Genomic DNA, 20,382 nt, shown 5'->3' on the forward strand with positions numbered 1-20,382 from the left:
TAACAAGTGGTATCGTGTACAGAAATGCCGAGGACACCAATACCGTGCTAAGCACAGTAATAATGAGCAAGGAACCCCTAAACAACTCACCATAACCAACACTCCTCAAACCAATCCTACCTGCCGTTTCAGGAACAAGCATGATTAGGGGTAGTGATAGGGTGAGGGATGTGGCACCTATTGAGATTAGGACAAGCCTCCAATCCCTAATCACACCACTCACTAGGGCATCAAGTACGATGCCTATGAAGTATATGCCCTGAAGTAAGCCACCCATTAAGCCACGTCCGCTCCTCCAATTCTCGATAACAACGGCGTAGGTAATCCCATTCTCGGCATTAACGCCAAAACCAACCAAAAACCAAAACACGTACAACTCTAATAAACCACCGGCAAAACCAGCCATTAGGGTGAATAGGGAGAAGATTAGTACGGATAGAGCCAACCCTACACGCCTACCGTAGGCATCGGCAACCATGCCAAGAAATACACCACCAACAGCACCACCGATGAAGGATAGGGTCACAAGTAGGGATAGGGCGGCGACCCCCACGTGAAAGGCAGTGGATAATTCGGGGAATAAGTAAACTATCGAGAACACAAAACGCACTCATCAAGAATGGTACTAAAACACTGACGAATAATTTGACGCTCATACCATAAACGTCAAGCCCGTAACAATAAAAACCTTTCGTATATCACGACAATTCATGCACCATAATCATCGTAGAGCAAAAGCAATTCATTAGATAAGTCAAAACTCACAGCATAGTTTACGGTAATGACCTAGTCAAGAAGAATTTAAGAGACAACCCGAATAGAAAGTGCATTATAGATGCCCAACCCGAGCAACCAACAAAGAAGCCCACCGAGAAAACAAATACCCACAAAACAGAAATAAACCCGGATCGGGCATAACAATGAGGCGGAGCAGCGGAACGCCGGGACAAAGAGAACGAACAAAAAACCTTTAAACCATTAAAAAATAAAATAACCCGCCGGGGTGCCCGAGCCGGGTTAAGCGTCTTAATCCTTGGTGGCTTTGTTGTTAATGGGTTGTGTGTGAATGGTATCCTATTAACATGTGATCGGTAGGTTACTGGGAATGTACAGCACTGGGGGTTTTCAGTGGTGTGGGTATTCAAACCAACGCAGGCCCTCTCGCAATGATACTTGGTGTTACGGTGATTATGCCTCCTGTGGTCCTCACGTTAATACCACCTTCAGTAGTTTCTCCATGGTTTGCCTTGGTGCGTGTTGTTGTGTTAGGTGTTTGTTGTGGTTGGTGTTGCTGTTTTGTGCCTAATCCACAGTGCCTTCCTCAGCTTACCAATCACGATTAGTTCGTGTATGGCGTGTGTCGGCTTTGTCCCTCAAAATGCCGGGGGTAATCATGAACGCATTAGGGAACTGATTCGCCGTGATTGTTAGCCCATCATTGGGTCTGTGGGTTTAGGCATTACCCAGTTTCCACGCCTCCACTGCCGATGCCATTATTGCCGCTGACTGCTCTATGATTGCTATGTATTTCACGTAATCAATGACTGCCGGCCCACCGCCAATGAGTATTGGCGGTATTAGTGCCAAGATCATGGTGGCAACACCCCACAAAGCCTTGGAAGCCCTAGATGTTGCCACGCTTATTATGACTATGTACGTACCAATGAGCATTACGTATGCAGTTATCAAGACGGCTAATGCAGGTATGGCTAACTTAGCCAGTAGTAGGGCTGAACCAATGGTGAATGCGATGACCATTGTTATCGGTATGAAACCCCTATTCATTTTACTCAAAACCAAAACAACACCGAGGTATGTGTACAAAACAAGCATCAAAACCACAACAATCATCCCGGCAGTAACCATGTTGCCGGGAGTGTAGAGCAACCAATACGGGAGGGGTATTGGTGTTATCGTCAAGATAGAAGTAAGGAGTAACCAAAGCGAGAATACGGAATTCACAAAAACAAAGCCAACAAAGAACCAAAACAAGGATTTAACGTTCATGGGAGACACCACCACACATCACCCAATCTGTGCGACCTTGCCGTACTTGCATGTGTATGTTGTTGGGTTCCCGTAGTAGCTCGTGGCATTAAGTATGAAGCCGAAGGTCGGTAAACCATAGACCTTCGAGGCGTCGATTACGGAGATATAGAGGTTTGTGCCGGTTTTAACGTTGAAAAACTCTATGTAGGTACTTGTCACGGTTGTCGAGGTTGATGGTGGTGCGAGTAGGCTGGCAATGCCTAGCACCTGCGAACCACCGCCCAATATGTAAGTAAGCGGCACTTTCGTTATCAACATCGCTGCGATACCAAGCGCCAAACTACCCAACCCAGTGCCGAGCTCAGCCGAGCTCAGGCCGTAGGCAGTGTTAACACCGCCAAGCGTTATTGCGTAGGCGATACCTGATGTCGTACTAGCATTAGTAACTGGTCCGTTGCATTGGTAGAGGTACTCCTGACCCGTTGATGTGTATATGAATGCCGCGTAGTCAACGACTGTTGAGGCGTTGAGTGCTGGGTATCCGAAGTACTGCTGGCTTAGTGTTATTGCACCGTTGTAGAGCATGCTTATCGTCCCATTGCCATAGTCAAATGCTGGGTTGACGTTAATATCATTTGGTGGTACGTAGAGCACCTCAGAGACAGTCGTAGTACCCACTTGAATCACAGCTCGATAAGTTACATACACCACCTCATAATTAACGATAGCCCACGTGGCATTCCCATAGTACCAATACACCGAGCCGGGCTGCGTAATCTGGGAACCAATGGTATACGTTGGACTGCTCCATACCCAGTTCTCGTTTGCGCTATATGATGTGCCTATATTGCCATAGCCAGTTGCCATTGCGTCCCAATTTATCGTTCCCGAGAAGTATATGTTAAGCTCGAACTGTAACCCTTTGTCGCTTTGTAGTACGCCCTTGTCCCATGTTGCCCACGTGATTGGTAGTGATCCGTTGATCCCGACGCATGTGCTTGTTGGGTAGAATTGGTATTGTGACAAGTAATCCTTTGGTCGTGGCCCGCTCAGGCTACAATTGTAGACTACGTATTCCGAAGAACCACTGCCAACTGTCCCAAAGACCTGCGGGTCCGTGACCGTGCTGTTCAGCCTCACCGGAACCACCTTGTTTGGTCTAAGCTCGTTGACGTTTATGAGGGCATTAACGACTATGTACCTCGGGCTTGTTGTTTGTGTTGTTCCACCAATCGCCCAAGCCACATTGTACGGTATGACTAATGGCACAATCCACGACTCATTACCCTTTACGTATGTTATGAATATGAGCATCGACGTGTTGTACTCACTGAATGGTATGCCCAGTGATGCCCACTTGCCAAGTACATACTGCCAGTTCGAGTCATTGAACGACACAATCAGGGTTGGCGAGTAGCCCATGGCAACATGGACAATGCCGTTCGGTGCATTGGCGTATACATCAATAAAAGCCCTAACAGGCTCAACAACCGAACCGTTGATAAGGAAAACCCTAACCAACAAACCAGGAGGAACATTGGGCATAGGCTGCGATGCGTAGTAATTAACCTCGCCAAAATTACCAATTCGGATGGAGGAGGTGAGTGATGGGACTGCGTAAATACTATTGGCAACCAAAATGGCTATTGAAACTATCGCCAAGGCAAGGACAACCAAAGACAAAGCCCTAAACACAAACAACATACAAAGACTACCCACTATACAGAACTTTTTAACCCCACCCACCCATGAAATGCGATTCAAGCTGGGTTGAAACAGTTCAACGCCTTCCTAGATTGGGCTTACAAACCCACACCCACAGAAAACCAAAAACGTGAAACGTTGTTTGGTGCGGCCGCCGGGATTCGAACCCGGGTTCTGCGGCTTTCTGCTTCGCCTGGATCGGAAGGCCGCCATCCTAGACCAGGCTAGACTACGGCCGCAGTCTTATTTTTAGTTATTGATTTTTAAGTTTGTTGTTATCTTCCCTCTCTGGTTGTTGGTCTTGGTGTTATTGGGTATGGTAGGTATTCGATGCCTGGTCTGTTTGTGCGTGCCTGTGGGTAGAGGGTCATTAATTCATAGACCTCTGGTGGTACGTCTGTGGACACCTTTAGCCCCATCTCCCTGAGCTGCTCCACGGTGATTGGGTAGTCATGCGTGTAATACCCACTCACGAGTTTATCTGCTATCTGCTTAGCTTTTTCTTCTCCTACCTTATCTCTAATTAATTCAGCCACTAATTCCTTAACCTGGGTCAGCGCCTTCTCGGCCATGTCGGCAAGTATTAATGTTTGGTCATCAACCTTATCCCTTCCCTTTAATTCCACAGCCCTGAGTATAGATGGTGCTGGTAAATACATGCCGCCAGGGCCTCCCAACTGTGGATCCAGTGGGCCTAGCACTGCGTTGGGATCCATTATTATTTCATCAGCAGCCAGGGCTATTAATGTACCGCCACTCATGGCGTAGTGCGGCACCACAACAACCTTCTTGGCAGGGTGCGCCTTAAGTGCCCTAGCTATCTGTGATGCCGCAAGTACGAGACCCCCTGGCGTGTGTAGTATCATCATTATTGGCACATTTGGAGGTGTTGTTCTAATGGCCCTTATTATTGCCTCCGAATCCTCAATATCTATATAGCGGTAAATTGGCACGCCAAGAAGGCCTATCTTTTCCTGTCTATGTATCATTGTTATGACCCTATAACCGTATTTATGCTCCATCAATGCAAGCAGACGAAGCCTGGCATGTTGTAAGGATCTCATTGAGAGCCATGGTGAGAGCATTGCTATGAATAGTTATCCAGAATAGGTATCCAAGTATGTGTATATACATCAAGAAATAACATACTTTTTCAATATTTCATTGGTATTTTAAAGGATTCTTCCCTCATGAAAATGAACCCTTCGTGATCAAGGCCTCTGAAGTATCACTGCATACCCTTGGCCCCCACCTACGCAGGCCGTTGCTAGACCGTACTCCTTACCATACAATTGCAACTGCCTAGCCAGTGTTCCCACGAGTCTGGCGCCTGTGGCTCCAAGTGGGTGTCCTATGGCTATGGCTCCACCCTTAACATTAACCCTATTCTCATCAATACCTAACTCCTTAATTGCGTTGAGTGTGACTACGGCGAATGCCTCATTTATTTCCCAAAGGTCTATGTCCTCAACCCTAAGTCCTGCCTTGGCCAGGGCCTTCCTTGATGCAGGTACCGGCCCCTCTCCCATTATTGATGGATCCACAGCAGCCCAACCCAGTGATACTATCCTAGCAAGTGGTTTCACACCCAATTCCCTGACCTTCCTCCCGGACATTAATACTACGAGTGATGCGCCTGAGTTGAGCGGTGCTGAGTTACCAGCGGTTATCACTCCACCTGGTTTGAATGCTGGTGGTAATTTTGCCAAGGCCTCCATTGATGTATTCGGCCTGACACTTAAGTCCTTATCAACAATGACCTTCTGCCCATCCTTAACAACCTCTATTGGCAATATCTCATCCTTAAAGTAACCCTCCTCATATGCCTTGGTCGCCAGCATATGGCTCCTTAATGACCACCTATCCATCTCCTCCCTACCTATCCCCTTAATTGCCGCGAGCTTCTCGGCTGTCAATCCCATCACGTAGCCTGTGGCCATATCGTACATTGCATATTCAGGATTTGTCACGAGCTCCATGTGGGGCAGTATATATGGATTGTTGTACATGGGTACCCTGGACAGGTGTTCATAACCACCGGCAAACACTATATCGGCTTGCCCAGTCCAGATTTCCATAGCTCCAATACCAATGGCATCAAATGATGATGCGCATTGCATATCAACCGCCATGGCTGGTATATGAACTGGAAACTTTGCCAGAAAGACAGGTATCCTACCACCCATTGACCAGTTATCACCGCCCTGAAGTGCATTGCCAACAATCATGTGATCAATTGTGTCAGGCTTTATACCAAGATCCTCAACAGCCCTAACAAGTAACTTTGAGAATAGTGTTGGTCCACTCATGTCGTAGAATACATCGAACTTAGGGTCTTCACGCTTAACCCTAGAGAATGCTGTTCTTTTGAAATAAACGATATATGCCTCCCTATCCTCCGGCATATTAATCAATGGTAATTAACCGCAAGTTATAATGCTTCCCTATAAATAGTGTATATATACTGGTGTTAATCAATCCCGCTGTAACGTCTCAAATTATTACTAGCTAGAAAGATTTATTATTTCGCAATAACTTCGTATTACAACTGATGAATGCGGATGAGTATATTATTAGGTTATTGAGGAATAATAAATTGAAGGTAACACCACAGAGAATTACAATACTGAAGTTATTAATAAACGGTGGGCATTTCAGCATTGACCAAATACTAAATGAGGCTAGGAAGATTGAACCAAGCATCAGCATATCCACTATCTACACAACATTGAATGCCTTCGTCAATGCCGGTTTAGTAAGGTCCTTTGAGCTAGATGGTAAGACCTGGTATGAAATTAGGAAGGAGCCCCATGTGAACGTTTTATGTAAGGATTCTGGTGAGATAATTGACGTTAATGGTGTGGATGTGGCATGGATTGAAAACGAGCTTAGGAAAGCTGGTATATGGATTGATGACCTAATCGTTATAGCACGTGGTAATTGTGAGGAATACCTTAATAAATCTAAATCGAAATAATTTCGAAAAAGAAATATTTATAAAGTAGTACCCTAACAGGTAAGTGTATGAGCACGCAAAGAATACCCAAGGGAACTAAAACCTACGAAAACCTCAAGATAGCGTTCCAGGGAGAGTCCATGGCTAATAGGAGGTACCTATACTATGCCAGGTTGGCTAGGCAGCAGGGGTTGAATGATATAGCGGAGGTATTCGAGAAGACGGCAAATGCCGAGACGGGCCACGCATTTGGACACCTGATGTTTCTCGGTGTTGATCCTGTGGCTGAGATAGAAATAAACACAATCGAGGATGCACTGAAGGCGTCAATATATGGTGAGACGTATGAGTGGACCCAAATGTATCCTGGCTTTGCCAAGGTGGCTAGGGAGGAGGGATTCCTGGAAGTTGCCGAGTGGCTTGAGGCCGTGGCTAAGGTCGAGAGGTTCCATGCCAATAGGTTTAATGAGGCTCTCGAGAAGTACTACAAGACTAAGGGCGTTAAAACAGAAATCGAGGATGAAACCCTAGGCAAGCTTTAAGGTGCGGTTAAATGTCAACTAGTGAGCTCATTAAAATAATAAATAATGTGTATTTACCAAGTGAGTATTCAAAGATTAGGGAGAGGGTATACTCGCTTGTGAGTAATTATAAGTCGTCAAGGTATGTTAAGGTTGATGATAGGGTTACGGCATTATTTGAGGATGCCATTACCGTGTGGTTCCAGATAGAGGAGACCGTGTACCTGGAAGGCACTAACGACGAGTCTGTGCTTAAGGAGGCAATAAGGACTTACGCACCGATGATACCTGGTAATGACGAGATTAGCCTAACGCTCTTCATCTATGTGTATAACTATGATGAATTGAGAAACCTACTTCCCAAGTACGGAGGTATTGAGAAGTCAGTGTACTTAATAATTAATGAAGACAAAATAGGTGCCGTACCAATCTATCCCGAGGATTACAGCCCAGGCGCACAACCCAGGAGTATACATTATCTAAAGTTCCGAAAGGCAGGGCTTGATGAGGAAGTTAGGAAAGCCGCAAGTGTTAAGTTGACAATAACCCATGGCTTGGTTAATAAAACTATAGAGTTAAGCCAGGAACAAGTCCTTGCCCTAAGGAACTCCGTGAAGCGTTTAGGAATTAAATGGTTACAAGCCTGATCATTGTGAGGATTTCTCTGTATTTAAATACTCATCAACCGCCCTGATTACGTCATTAGGATCTGCCCTACCTCTTAAGTCCCTAATCAACGCCTTGATTAGTTTATCCCTATCCTTAATGCCTAATTCCCTAGCCCTCTTGAAAACCACCTCCCTAACCTCTCCATAACTCATTTTAGATAAACCAAGCTTCCCTATTATGGCGTTTATGTTTGCGCTAGGTTCTTCAGCCCATGCCCTTAGTACGTCGGGTATCGCCTCCTTCGTTATGGCACCGTTAGATAAGGCGTTAAACAAATCCCTTAGGTGCTCCTCGTTTATCCTAGACACGTCAACACTATCCCTCTGCAGCGATCTCAATGTATTAACGAGAGTATTCGCTATTAGCGTGGCTGAGACCTTATCTTTGAACTCCTCAATTAAGTAATCAATTAAGTCATAGTACGGTGACCTAATAACCTGCATGGCCAATTCCCTACTCATACCATAACTAATGTACCTATTAACCCTGGACTCTATAGGCTCTGGTATCAATGACCTGGCTTTCTCCAGCATCTCTATCGTAACCCTAATGGGCCTAAGGTCAGTCTCCGGGTACATCCTAGCGGCGCCAGGTCTGGGTCTCATGAACTTCGTGGTGCCGTCAGGGTTGGCTGCCCTGGTCTCCTCAGGAACACCGTACATCGCCTCTTTGATTCTCCCGATTATGACTTTTACGGCATCCGCTAAATCCCTATCGTTATTACCAGCCAGGAGTATGAATGAGTCAACACCCAACCTAGAGGATACCCTAGAAACCTCCTCACCCGTTATCCCATAGCCTGGCAACTCATCGCTGTGAATGAGCCCTGAAAGGCTTGTCCAGACCCTAACCCTGTCAGCCAACTCCGTACCAAATCTACGCCCTGGTTGCACCTCCTTACCCAATATACCCCTGAGCCCAGGGACCTTTATTGCAATGACCCTACCGCCGGTGTCAATGACCCTCCTCAGTATGTTGGATTTAGTGCCTGAGAATATGTCTGTGACGTCTATGAAATCCTCAGTGAACCAATCCTCCCTAACCCCCCTACTCCTCAACTCATCCCTGATAGCGAGTAGGTTCAATTGTCTTTGAACCTCGTACTCTATGACCTTAGGTATGAGACTTAGGTCCGGAACACCCTTAATCTCGGTCTTAGCCCCATTACTTATTGACACATTAACATCCTGCCTAACGGTACCGAGACCCCTCTTCGCCTTGCCCGTCATCTTAATGCTATGCCCTATGTAGTACGCGACCTCCATGATTTCCTGGGGACTGTAGGTCAGTATACCTGTGGATATCTCGATTAGGGGTATGCCTAGCCTATCGAGCCTGTAAACCACGGTGTCACCCCTCTCCTCAATCTTCCTCGCCGCATCCTCCTCAAGGGCTATGGTTTGTATAGGTACCTTGTAATCGAAGAACTTGGCTAGGCCATCGTGGGCCACGAGCATTGTTCGTTGGAAGCCTGAGGTGTTTGAACCATCAATCACTATCTTCCTCATGACGTAGATCTCGTCAAAAACCTTCGCATTAAACATCTGGGCAACAGCCAACGCCACCTCGAGGGATTCGGGGTCAGGCTCATGGGGAGGCTCCTCGTCCAACTCCACGAGGCATGTTGTGTCGTAATAACCCTCATACACGAAAACCCTGTGCTTCCTAAACTCCCACATGGCTGCTGGATCAACCTCACCGAGCTCACTCATACTGGGTCTCAACCTCCTGGTGACTCGGAAGTGGGGTTCGTCATTCCTAATCACAGGTGGGCAGTTACAGAATAGTTTCCTGCCTGTGTTTAATTGAACGTGAATTTCCAAACCAACCTTCAAACCAACAGCCCTGTAATCAATGGGCACGTGACTAACAATACACATCCCTTTATAAATTATTCAAGGACTACTGATTAACAACCTGATATGCGACGAATTAAGTTGGTTGAGGATAAACCCTTATAAAACCGCTGAGGCATTGAGGTAATTGCAGTAATATGGCACCACCACTAAGGAGGATAGATAAGTACGTGTGGGAGATACCGAAGGGCTACAAGCCGTGCATGAAAGTACCAGCCAGGATATTCGCCGATGAAGACCTAATAGAGAAGATGAAGACAGACATGACCCTGGAGCAGGCAGCAAACGTAGCGTGCCTACCGGGCATTTACAAGTACAGCATAGCCCTACCAGACGCACACCAAGGCTACGGATTCCCAGTAGGCGGAGTAGCCGCAATGGACATGGAAGAGGGAGTCGTAAGCCCAGGAGGGATTGGGTATGATATTAATTGCCTACCCGCAGGCACTAAGGTGTTGACGAAGTTTGGATATACCGTACCTATAGAGAAGCTGTTTAAGGGTGGTGAGTTGGTATCTATTGATAAAAACAATGGGGGTATTACGTGGACGAAGATCAAGTTATTCCTGTGGAGGTGGGAGAGGTCGTTAATTAGAATTAGGACTAGGGCGGGTTTCGAAATTAGGGCAAGTGTCGACCACCCAATACTGACGCCTAACGGTATGGTCAATGCTGGCGAAATTAGGGTTGGACAGAGAGTTGCCGTATTTCCATTCGAAGGTGTGCCTTATGAGGAACCGCCCGACATAATGATACTCAGTGGTGACGGGTTTAGACCAAGCGTTAGAAGGGAGCTTGAGAGGAGAGGATTATTACCGCTTAACGCTAGGAATCCCAAACTACCATACTTAGTAAAGCTGCTTGGGTACTTCATTGGTGATGGAGCGTTTAATGGCGAGAGGGGTAAGATAACGGCATTCTACGGCTCTAGGGAGGGGCTTGAGGAGTTGAGGCAGGATGTAATTGCACTTGGGTTCACACCATCCAATGTGTACTGCAGGGAGAGGAAATTGAAAATCAATGGCAAGGAGACCATGAGCCATGAATGCGCAGTACACGTTAATTCCAGAAGCTTTAAGGAATTATTAATAGCCCTTGGAGCACCTGCAGGTAAGAAAACACATACCCAATTCAGAGTACCTGGGTGGTTAAGGAATATGCCCTTGTGGATAAAGAGGTTGTTCCTAGCGGCGTACTTCGGCGCCGAGATGAGCAAGCCAATGACCATTAATGGTTATAATTTCGAACAGCCCTACGTTACGGTATCTAAAGTAAAGGAATTGGAGGATGATGGCGTTGAATTCCTGGAGGACATTGCCGAGCTCCTCGGTGAATTCGGCGTTAGGGTGCTTGGTATACATAGGATCGAGGCTGGTAATGGTAGGGTTTGGTTAAGACTCTACATATCCAACGAGCCCGAGAACCTAGTTAGGCTTTGGGGCAGGATTAATTATGAATATAATCCACTAAGGAGGAGGTTGGCCTTAGCCGCCGTTGCGTGGCTTAGGCTTAAGGAGAGGGTCATTGAGGAGAGGGCTAGTGTCGAGAGGGCAGCCAAGGTTCTTGCCGAGGCCGGTGCTACGAAAACCTCCATCATCCTTACGCTTACTTCGGAATTTGCTAATGAGAGATTTATTGAACGTAGTATTTACGAAGGCAGGAAGACTAAGCCCAGGGTTCCTAAGAACTTCCCGAAGTTTGAGGATTGGTTGAAGGAGCACGTTTACGGTGATATCGTATGGGACGAGGTTGAGGACGTCAAGATTGAGCCATTTAACGGATTTGTTTATGATGTCACACTTAATGATGATCCACATGATTTTATTGCCGACGGATTTGTGGTCTCTAATTGCGGCGTCAGGTTGTTGAGGACGAACCTAACCGAGAGGGAGGTTAGACCGAAGTTGAGGGAGCTTGTTGATACGATATTTAAGCTCGTACCAGCTGGTGTTGGTGAGACGGGGCTTCTTAGGTTGTCCTTCTCTGATTTGGATAGGGTTCTTGAGGATGGTGTTGATTGGGCGTTGTCTAAGGGCTATGGTTGGTCTGATGATAAGAACTACATAGAGGAGTTTGGGCATTATGAGGGCGCCGACGCCGGTAAGGTTAGCCAGAGGGCTAAGGAGAGGGGTAAGGATGAGCTTGGGACGACTGGTAGTGGCAACCACTTCATAGAGATCCAGGTCGTCAACAAGATATTCGATCCAGACCTGGCCAAGAGACTTGGTATTGAGCAAGAGGGTCAGGTAATGGTGCTCATACACACGGGTAGTAGGGGGCTTGGGCACCAGGTTGCCACCGATTACATAAGGGTTGCCGAGAATAAAATGAGGCAATGGGGGTTGTTCCTGCCAGATAGGGAGTTGGCTGCGATGCCGTTGAAGACTAAGGAGGCCCAGGACTACCTGGCTGCGATGAAGGGTGCGGCTAACTATGCATGGACCAATAGGCAGATAATAACGCATTGGGTTAGGGAGGCGTTTAGGAGAGTCTTTGGCAGGGATCCAGACAAACTAGGTCTTGAGGTTGTTTATGATGTAGCCCACAATATAGCTAAGATAGAGGATCACATAATCGATGATGAAGGTCACGTAAGGAAAGTCCTAGTGCATAGGAAGGGAGCCACCAGGTCATTCCCAGCAGGCAGGCCAGAAATACCACCTAAGTACAGGGATATCGGTCAACCAGTGCTTATCCCAGGTAGTATGGGTACGGCGTCCTACGTATTGATTGGTTTACCAACATCATTCCAGGTAACCTTCGGTACAGCACCTCACGGCGCAGGTAGGACGCTTAGTAGGTCTGCCGCAGTTAGGATGCTACCGCCAAATAAGGTTAGGAGTACCCTGGAGAGTAGGGGTATCATAGTCAGGTCTGCCGAGAGCGAGATAATAAGTGAGGAGGCCCCTGAGGCCTATAAGAATGTGGATAAGGTGGCCGAGGTTGCCGAGGCCACGGGTATGGCTAAGAGGATCTCGAGGCATGTACCAATTGGTGTTGTGAAGGGCTAATTGAAATAATACCACCCCATCCTCCAACCAATCCTCGACCTTGGTAAATGTTTAAAAAGGTATTCGTGTTACTTACCTGCGTAATGAGTGATCGGGAAATTACACTACCCAAGGAGACAGTAACTTACCAAGTCGGTGGAGTAACGATAATCGAGGAGTGCCCTAGGGATTTGAAGACCTTAGATGGTGAACCAATAAAATTATTTGGTAAGTGGCCCTTTGATAATGTTGTGGTTAAGGATCCAGGGCTTAGGAGGTATTTATGCCTAAAGCCCATGTATCTACCGCACACGTCAGGTAGGTATCAAAAGAGGAAGTTTGGCAAGGCTAGGATACCAGCCATTGAGAGACTGATTAATCAATTAATGCATCCAGGTAGGAATGCAGGTAAGAAGCACAAGGCTTACAACATAGTTAAGAGAGCCTTTGACATAGTTTACCTAAAGACCGGGCAAAACCCAATCCAGGTCTTTGTCGATGCAATAATCAACGCAGCGCCTAGGGAGGAGATCACGAGGGTCGTTTATGGCGGTATAGCGTACCCAGTATCGGTTGACGTATCACCGCTGAGGAGACTTGATTTAGCGATTAGGTGGATCACGGAAGGGGCTAGGCAGTGCTCTTTCAATAATCCAAAACCAATTGAGGAGTGCCTTGCCGAGGAAATAGTGGCCACTGCCCAGAACGATCAGAAATCCTACGCTGTAAGGAAGAGAGACGAGATGGAGAGAATTGCCGCAAGCGCAAGGTGAGGCTCTTCCAATATTATTAATAATATTACCTCCCCAAATACCTGGAAAGAATAATTTATTTATCCTTGAAATAATTCATACTCTTGCAATGTCCATCGCAGAACTAATATGGGTTGAGAAGTATAGGCCGTCTAGGATTGATGAGATTATTGATCAGGAAGAGGTTAAGGAGAGGATAAAGCAGTTCGTGAAAACAGGAAACATGCCACACCTCATATTCTTCGGACCCCCTGGTACTGGTAAGACTACCATGGCCCTTGCCATCGCCCACGAGCTCTACGGCGACTCCTGGCGTGAGAATGTCCTCGAGCTCAACGCAAGCGACGAGAGAGGCATAACCACGATTAGGGAGAGAGTTAAGGAATTCGCTAGGACAGCACCGATGGGTAAGGCACCGTATAAATTAATAATACTCGATGAGGCGGATAACATGACGTCAGATGCGCAGCAGGCGTTGAGGAGGATGATGGAGATGTACGCTAACGTCACCAGGTTCATACTCCTAGCCAACTACTTGTCTGGGATTATCGAGCCCATCCAGTCCAGGTGCGCGTTATTTAGGTTTGCACCGCTGCCTAAGGATGCCGTTATTGCTAGGTTGAGGGAGATCGCATCGAGGGAGGGTGTTAAGATCAACGACGAGGCATTGGGGGCAATTTGGGAGATAAGCCAGGGGGACATGAGAAAGGCAATAAACACACTACAGGCAGCGGCGGCCACGGCCAAGGAGATAACACCTGAGATTGTTTATAAGACGGTTGGCTTCATAGAACCTAAGGAAATAATAGATCTAGTGAACATAGCATTCAGTGGGGATTTCGTAAAGGCTCGCGATAAGTTACGCGCGCTAATGTACGAACACGGCGTATCTGGCATAGAAATACTTAAGGCAGTACAGAGGCGAATACTGAGCGGTGAGGTGCAGATACCTGAGGAGGCTAAGGTGGAAGTTGCAGAAATTGTGGCGGATATTGATTATAGGCTTACCGAAGGTTCTGATGAGGAGATACAACTATCAGCCCTACTCGCGAGACTCATGCTCATTGGTAAGAAGTATGGATTAAGCACGGCTAAGGAAACCAAGGCGCCTGCCAAGAGGAGGTGAGTAGGTTGTGTCTAGGAGGATACCTTGGGTCGAGAAATACAGACCAAGGAAGCTCTCTGAGGTTGTGAACCAAGATGAGGCTAAGAAGGCGCTACTTGATTGGATAAACAGCTGGGAGAAGGGTAAACCAAATAGGAGAGCCGTGTTATTAGCCGGACCTCCCGGTATTGGTAAGACAACGCTCGCCTATGCTTTGGCTAACGAGAAAGGCTATGAAGTGCTAGAACTTAACGCGAGCGATGTGAGGACGGGTGAGAGGATTAGGCAGGTAATAGGGGGTTCCATGAAGATGGGCTCGCTCTTTGGGTTTAGGGGTAGGATCATACTCTTTGATGAGGTTGATGGGTTGAATGTTAGGGAGGATAAGGGTGGGTTAGCGGCTATTATTGAGTTGATTAGGGAGTCAACATGGCCCATAATAATGACCGCGAACAACCCCTGGGACCCCAAGTTCAGGGAGTTGAGGGATGAGGCGGAGGTTATACAGTTGAAGCCATTGAATGAGGATGACATAATGACAATATTGAGGAGGATCTGCAACAATGAGGGTATTAAGTGTGAGGAGGACGCGTTAAAACTCATTGCTGAGTCATCTGGGGGTGACGTTAGGGCCGCAATAAACGACCTACAGGCAGTTGCGGAGGGTAAGAAGGTCGTCACTAAAGATGACGTCACAGTCACAGAGAGGGCTCACCAATTCGATATGTTCAAGGTACTGGATAAGGTATTCCATGCAAGGAGATTTGATGAAGCTAGGTCGGTGACGTTCCTACCTAGCTTTGACTGGGAGAACTACTACCCATGGGCTCTGGATAACGTACCATCCGTGTACGCAAAGTCTGTAGATGCCCTCAGCGACGCACTTGATAATCTATCGCTCTCCGACGTTGTCAGGGGTAGGATTGTGAAGACCCAGGGGTGGGAGTTAATGCCGTACATGCTTGAGTTGATGACGGCAGGCATAGCCCTAGTACGAAATAAACCACCATTGGCTAGGTTTGTTAGGTTATCGTTTCCCGAGAGAATAAGGCTCATGGCTAGAACGAGGGAGTCCAGGCAATTGAGGGATGCGCTCATTAATAGGCTCAGGATTGAGTTGCATGCTAGTAGTTCGGAGGTTTCATTATATTACATGCCGTTACTAAGGCTTATGGCGGGCAGCGATCTATTTAAGAAAAAGCTTCTTGAGAGGTTAATGAGAGTTCTTGGGTATTCGATGGATAGCGTAGAGAGGGCATTAGGCATTGAGGGGGTGGGCGAAGGTGGTGAGGCTGGCGGAGGGGCTGAACGTAAGCCGAAGAAAGGATCCAGGTAATTATTACGTTGCCATAATGGATAAAGCCACATACACAAAGCTTAGTGACGCGTTAAGGAGACTTGGGTTATTACCTGAAGAGGCAGGAAACATCGTGATTGTTAGGGATAGATCCTGGAGTCGCATTAAGAGGTTGATAAATATAGCCCGCGAATTAGGCATCAATGTTGTTGAAGATTGAAATCTATTTACGTTTAAGTGCTTCCCTTTCACGATTATTAACCCCATGCCGCACCATACGTATTGTTACATAGGATTTATCAAGGCCCTTCATTATTATTACGAATCGCACGAGTATTATAGATACCGCAGTGACCAATATATCTACCTCACCACCAACCACAGGTCTCAGTATTACATATAGGATACCGCCCAACATCGCTATTGTAGCGTAAATATCACGCCTAAATATCACGGGAACCTCGCCAGCCAAAACATCCCTAACAACACCACCACCCGTCGCAGTGATCGCAGCCATCAATATAATGCCAAGTATATTGAGGCTATGTTGATACGCTATCTCAGCCCCAACCGCAGCAAACGTGCCGAGGCCAACAGCGTCAGCGTATAGGAAGGCCTCCCGAAACCCTGATACGAGGGGGTAAAATGCGTACGCAACTATGGATGCGGTAATGGCCGTTACCGCATATGGTAAATAGACAATATTCGTAGGCGGAAAAATGCCCAGCAGCACATCCCTAATGATACCACCTGCCAGGGCGACGGAGGAGCCGAGGACAATACCACCCAGTATATCCAAACCCTTCTCGTAAGCCTTAAACGCGCCAGACGATGCGAACGCGATAATCCCCACGTAATTCAACACATTAATCAACAGCGAGACGAAACCCACGCACACCGAAGAGAACCAGCAATATTTAACCCTAATCCTAGTATGATTAGCGAAGGTAATGCCCACAAACGACAAATAAGTAATGAATAGTCGAAACACAAAACGCGACGACGACACGTTATTAAACTTGACGGTGATTATCAAACAATGCTTAGTCTACGTCACTTCCTCCGGTGATTGCCTAATCATGAACTGATAGTCGAGGGAACGCAGGAATAAGTGTTCAAACAGTCCAGGGATCCTCTCGAGGATTGGTATGCCTGCCCTAAAGATCCTTAACTGGAGGGTGATTGGTGACTCATCGATATCCACTATGTCGAAGGGCAGACCAATACGTTCCTCAAGCTCCATACCTAACTCAACAGCCACGTCCCAACAACCACCCCTGCAGTAAATGCCGATATCCACATCCCTAAACTTGCCAAGTTCGACGAAACTGCCAAACAGGACTGCCAGGAGAACCTCACTATACCCATTCACTACAGATCTTATAGTTTCAATTAACCTATTCCTCCCAGCATCGTTGATCCTGAAGTACCTATACTTAACGCCCACGCAAACCCCTTATCGAATCCAACAACGCAAGTATGCATTTAAAATTATTCCTGACGCTCCAATAAACCCTCTCATCATCAATGACCCAGTACCTATGAACAAGCAGGTTTCTAAGCCTTATTAACGCAACAATATCCCTAAGGCAAGCCTCATCAATCAACCCACCATCCCTAAGGACACGCAGAGAGTGGATCAGGTTTCGGGCCTCTCATTAAAGTGCCTCCTAACTATGTGTAGGGCGAGGGCGTTTAGGGATCCCACCATCGTTATTATTAAGTACCTAATCGCCAACCTCTCCTCCTCACTTAATTCACTATACGGCTTACCGACATAGCGATTTACCCTATTTATCGAGTCCATCACATCCCTAATCAATGAATCAACGTAATCCCAATCAACACCCATAACCAAACCAACAAAGTAGCACAACAATTTTAAACATTGCAATTAATGAACGTAATAATCGAACCTATGGTTAAGCGATAGCACGCACCCTGCCTAAACAACCCCAATAGAAGGTCCTGCAATAAAACCTTGTAATTATATTTAGGCAATAATTAACAAGTAAGGTTATGAGTAGGAGAGGCGTTATCATGGCAATCATGATCATATTACTCACGGTAATCCTACTAGCGGCTTACACACCAGCTAGCATCACTGTGAAGATAAAATCATTCATAACGCCCACACCTAAATCCAGTGGTGATGAATTAATTATATACGTACTGGCGGAGTGGGAAGGTAAGGACGCGCTTGGACTAACGGTATACACAGTAAGGCAGTGGGTCGAGTACAACACCAACTGCACCAACATCCATTGGATCACGGCATGGATAAATAGCAGCGGGCTACCCGGGTACACATTCCACAGCGAGATAACGATTGGCGACCAGGAATGGGGCGGAGAAGGAACACTAAAGGCACCACGAATTTCACCACCAACGCTCCAGGACAATGTTGGGGAAGGCGTTGGAGAAACAATGAGCATATACTTCGCCGGGCAGGTAGCGTCGGCAACGACATCATGGACCCTCTACCCAACGAAGATTTACTACATAGCATCAGCCACAGCAATAGCCAACACACCCACAAACACTGGGTGGATCACAGCCTGTAAATAATAGGGATACGGCTCACTTGGGTGGATCATTTGAGCCCAAGGATTGTAAGGCTTTCACAACCAACTCCCTATCCTCGGGGTTACATATTATTACCGTGCCCCACACGACCTTACGAACCCTAATACCGACGCTCGCCAGAACCTCCCTGAGCTTGGTAGCAGCCTCTGAATTTCCCAGGGATATCAATAGGCAAGTCTCCTCGTACTCATAACCCCTCGAATTTCGTCCCTTACCAACATGCACATGCCACCTCTTGATAGGGAAACTACTAAGTACCTTGGTTACTTCGTCAATACTTGGCAGCCTTCTTGGCTCACCATAAAACTTCTCGTAAAGCCCAAGCATCCTCAAAATCCTCTTAGTGCCCTCAATAGGCACGTAAAGCTCGAAGCCATGCCTACCCTCCCTAACACTCACATCGAACCCAGCCACCCTCAGGTCATTGGCTATGTTCTCAATCAATTCTTTATCACTACTCACCTTTGTTAAATACCAACCACGACCCATGTTATGCTTACGAAGCACCAACTCATGCCCAAACACATTAATTACAGGATGCCTCCTGTAGCCAAGGCACGGTGTTGAGTAATTAACGGCATCAAGCAACTCACGGACCCTATCAACCAGGGCATACCCAGGCCAGGACTTAGCAATAGAAATTATATCGTTGATAACGACAGCCTTGACCGGACAAACCACGTAATGCTCACTACCCCTAGCACCAGAACCACCAAAGAACCTACCACCACAACCATAAAGACGACACAGGAAATCACTCATGAAAGCCTTGACCACATCATCAACAACAAACGAAAAACCCACATCAAAACTACCCCTACCAACATGACCAAGAACACCATCACCAACAAACCAACCAAACACAGAACTCCTACCAAACAAACCATTAACAGCATACCAAACAAAACGAACACCCTTCTTAACCCTAACACTACCCCAATTATTAACAGCTGATATTAACCAGGAACGTAGGTAATCAGGAATAGAGGGATTATTAATCAACGACCTAGCCCTATCGACATTCACTACGAAATCATCTAACTCACCATTACGCCTAATCGTTATATGAAATGGAATACTCAATTTCCTGAAACCCTCCATTACCATTGGATAAAGGTAAACACTAATATTTTCTCTATGAAGCACATTACCAAGTGCGTAGACTGTAGTTGTAATTAACTTGGAATCTGGGGTAGACAGTGAGATTAGGTTCTCACCAATGTAAAAATCACTAATGCTTAAGCCAGCCAGTACCTGTCTCATAATTTCTTCATTAATTTCATGATCCGTCTTCGTAATTATTATGTTTAGTTTTATTGAGGGCTTAAGTTCATAAAATGAACGGTTGAAGGCTGTTCTCCTGCTTCTAATGTATTCGTTGCTATTCTTCAATTCAGACCAATTCTCAACTATTTTATTGCTGAGTTCATGTAGTAGCGCTGGTAATCGGGAAAGCTCTACCTCGGAATTGTTGAGATCTTTCATTAGAGCGTCATACGTCACCATAAGGGGTACTGGAAAACTGGGGTATTTAAGCTTTACCCCATTTGATGTATTTAAAGATGAGACAAAGGACTTATAAATAAGCGCACTAAAGATCTCATGTGAATTACAAGAATTTAGGTATTAGGATTAGGTGCCCCATATGCGGTAATTATGGTACGCTTGTGATTAAGGTGAAGAAGGGTAGATATAGGCAGGCATACGTTATTCACTGGCCCGATAAGCAGCATTATGTGTCCAAGTTCGTGTTATTAGATATGGGTATAGACATAGATAAGGTATCACTTGATGAGGGCTAATTCCCTTAGGGCTTAAGTTCAAAGTTGTAAAAATTAAGCACCTACGTATATCTCCATGCTTAGGTTCCTAGTTACTTCGACGGCTTTTTCGCCTACGTATGGCAAGATAATGATATGTGATAAAAACTCCATAAAACTCCCATAAAACTTAATGT

The 20,382-nt window shown here is 46.3% G+C and carries 21 protein-coding genes and 1 tRNA gene; 10 read left to right on the plus strand and 12 right to left on the minus strand.

Going from position 1 to position 20,382, the window contains the following annotated elements; all coding sequences use genetic code 11:
• The 6 genes from B7L70_RS07440 to B7L70_RS07465 all read right to left on the minus strand — a co-directional run.
• Positions 1 to 601, minus strand: a 601-nt coding sequence (locus B7L70_RS07440; protein WP_162009129.1) for an MFS transporter, incomplete at its 3' end; no start/stop codon positions are given.
• Positions 602 to 1,452: 851 nt separating this feature from the next.
• Positions 1,453 to 2,007, minus strand: coding sequence for a hypothetical protein (locus B7L70_RS07445; protein WP_143701585.1), 555 nt, complete (start codon positions 2,005 to 2,007; stop codon positions 1,453 to 1,455).
• Between the two features lie 18 nt (positions 2,008 to 2,025).
• Positions 2,026 to 3,693, minus strand: a complete 1,668-nt coding sequence (locus B7L70_RS07450) for a hypothetical protein (RefSeq protein ID WP_081227240.1) — start codon at positions 3,691 to 3,693, stop codon at positions 2,026 to 2,028.
• Positions 3,694 to 3,836: 143 nt separating this feature from the next.
• Positions 3,837 to 3,932: transfer RNA gene (locus B7L70_RS07455), tRNA-Gly, on the minus strand.
• 36 nt (positions 3,933 to 3,968) lie between these two features.
• Positions 3,969 to 4,757 carry an ATP-dependent Clp protease proteolytic subunit gene (locus tag B7L70_RS07460; protein ID WP_238376157.1) on the minus strand — a complete coding sequence of 263 codons (789 nt, stop codon included), beginning with the start codon at positions 4,755 to 4,757 and terminating at the stop codon, positions 3,969 to 3,971.
• 147 nt (positions 4,758 to 4,904) lie between these two features.
• Positions 4,905 to 6,098, minus strand: a complete 1,194-nt coding sequence (locus tag B7L70_RS07465; RefSeq protein WP_081227242.1) for an acetyl-CoA C-acetyltransferase — start codon at positions 6,096 to 6,098, stop codon at positions 4,905 to 4,907.
• A gap of 146 nt (positions 6,099 to 6,244) precedes the next feature.
• Between B7L70_RS07465 and B7L70_RS07470 the strand changes: the two genes are divergently transcribed.
• From B7L70_RS07470 to B7L70_RS07480, 3 genes are read left to right on the plus strand one after another with little or no spacing between them, the layout of a single operon-like run.
• Positions 6,245 to 6,670, plus strand: a complete 426-nt coding sequence (locus B7L70_RS07470) for a Fur family transcriptional regulator (protein WP_081227243.1) — start codon at positions 6,245 to 6,247, stop codon at positions 6,668 to 6,670.
• 47 nt (positions 6,671 to 6,717) lie between these two features.
• Positions 6,718 to 7,191, plus strand: coding sequence for a rubrerythrin family protein (locus B7L70_RS07475; RefSeq protein ID WP_081227244.1), 474 nt, complete (start codon positions 6,718 to 6,720; stop codon positions 7,189 to 7,191).
• Positions 7,192 to 7,202: 11 nt separating this feature from the next.
• Positions 7,203 to 7,817, plus strand: a complete 615-nt coding sequence (locus B7L70_RS07480; RefSeq protein WP_081227245.1) for a DUF3501 family protein — start codon at positions 7,203 to 7,205, stop codon at positions 7,815 to 7,817.
• On the opposite strand, the gene gatE is transcribed toward B7L70_RS07480, so the two are convergent.
• On the minus strand, positions 7,818 to 9,695 hold the full coding sequence (gatE, locus tag B7L70_RS07485; protein ID WP_081227256.1) for a Glu-tRNA(Gln) amidotransferase subunit GatE: 1,878 nt from the start codon (positions 9,693 to 9,695) through the stop codon (positions 7,818 to 7,820). It abuts the gene before it with no gap.
• Between the two features lie 137 nt (positions 9,696 to 9,832).
• On the opposite strand from gatE, the gene B7L70_RS07490 reads away from it, so the two are divergent.
• The 5 genes from B7L70_RS07490 (at position 9,833) to B7L70_RS13035 (ending at position 16,059) form a co-directional block, all read left to right on the plus strand.
• A complete protein-coding gene (locus B7L70_RS07490; protein WP_081227246.1) occupies positions 9,833 to 12,706 on the plus strand; it encodes an intein-containing RctB family protein in 2,874 nt (957 codons plus the stop codon).
• An 83-nt stretch (positions 12,707 to 12,789) separates the two neighbouring features.
• Complete coding sequence (locus tag B7L70_RS07495; RefSeq protein ID WP_101940255.1) at positions 12,790 to 13,458, plus strand: 30S ribosomal protein S7; 669 nt, start codon at positions 12,790 to 12,792, stop codon at positions 13,456 to 13,458.
• Positions 13,459 to 13,552: 94 nt separating this feature from the next.
• Complete coding sequence (locus tag B7L70_RS07500) at positions 13,553 to 14,563, plus strand: replication factor C small subunit (RefSeq protein ID WP_081227257.1); 1,011 nt, start codon at positions 13,553 to 13,555, stop codon at positions 14,561 to 14,563.
• 7 nt (positions 14,564 to 14,570) lie between these two features.
• Positions 14,571 to 15,878, plus strand: a complete 1,308-nt coding sequence (locus tag B7L70_RS07505; protein ID WP_081227248.1) for a replication factor C large subunit — start codon at positions 14,571 to 14,573, stop codon at positions 15,876 to 15,878.
• On the plus strand, positions 15,826 to 16,059 hold the full coding sequence (locus B7L70_RS13035; RefSeq protein WP_143701586.1) for a hypothetical protein: 234 nt from the start codon (positions 15,826 to 15,828) through the stop codon (positions 16,057 to 16,059). The genes B7L70_RS07505 and B7L70_RS13035 overlap by 53 nt, the downstream gene beginning before the upstream one ends.
• 3 nt (positions 16,060 to 16,062) lie before the next feature.
• Here the strand turns inward: B7L70_RS13035 and B7L70_RS07510 are convergent, their stop codons facing one another.
• The 4 genes from B7L70_RS07510 to B7L70_RS07525 form a co-directional block, all read right to left on the minus strand.
• Positions 16,063 to 16,731 (minus strand): trimeric intracellular cation channel family protein, encoded by a 669-nt coding sequence (locus B7L70_RS07510; protein ID WP_081227249.1) that lies wholly within the window; start codon positions 16,729 to 16,731, stop codon positions 16,063 to 16,065.
• 156 nt (positions 16,732 to 16,887) lie between these two features.
• On the minus strand, positions 16,888 to 17,286 hold the full coding sequence (locus B7L70_RS07515) for a nucleotidyltransferase domain-containing protein (protein ID WP_081227250.1): 399 nt from the start codon (positions 17,284 to 17,286) through the stop codon (positions 16,888 to 16,890).
• The gene (locus B7L70_RS07520; RefSeq protein WP_081227251.1) at positions 17,276 to 17,482 is read right to left on the minus strand and encodes a HepT-like ribonuclease domain-containing protein; all 207 of its coding nucleotides are present in this window, start codon (positions 17,480 to 17,482) and stop codon (positions 17,276 to 17,278) included. Before B7L70_RS07520 ends, B7L70_RS07515 begins: the two co-directional genes overlap by 11 nt.
• Positions 17,479 to 17,691: a hypothetical protein gene (locus B7L70_RS07525; protein WP_081227252.1), complete on the minus strand. Its 213-nt coding sequence runs from the start codon at positions 17,689 to 17,691 to the stop codon at positions 17,479 to 17,481. The genes B7L70_RS07520 and B7L70_RS07525 overlap by 4 nt, the downstream gene beginning before the upstream one ends.
• 167 nt (positions 17,692 to 17,858) lie before the next feature.
• On the opposite strand from B7L70_RS07525, the gene B7L70_RS07530 reads away from it, so the two are divergent.
• Entirely contained in the window at positions 17,859 to 18,407 is a 549-nt protein-coding gene (locus B7L70_RS07530) for a hypothetical protein (protein ID WP_081227253.1), read from the plus strand.
• A gap of 12 nt (positions 18,408 to 18,419) precedes the next feature.
• On the opposite strand, the gene B7L70_RS07535 is transcribed toward B7L70_RS07530, so the two are convergent.
• Complete coding sequence (locus B7L70_RS07535; protein WP_143701587.1) at positions 18,420 to 19,928, minus strand: hypothetical protein; 1,509 nt, start codon at positions 19,926 to 19,928, stop codon at positions 18,420 to 18,422.
• A 101-nt stretch (positions 19,929 to 20,029) separates the two neighbouring features.
• Between B7L70_RS07535 and B7L70_RS07540 the strand changes: the two genes are divergently transcribed.
• Positions 20,030 to 20,227 (plus strand): hypothetical protein, encoded by a 198-nt coding sequence (locus B7L70_RS07540; protein ID WP_081227255.1) that lies wholly within the window; start codon positions 20,030 to 20,032, stop codon positions 20,225 to 20,227.
• Positions 20,228 to 20,382: the final 155 nt, after the last annotated feature.

The sequence above is a fragment of the Vulcanisaeta sp. EB80 genome (genome assembly GCF_002078205.2).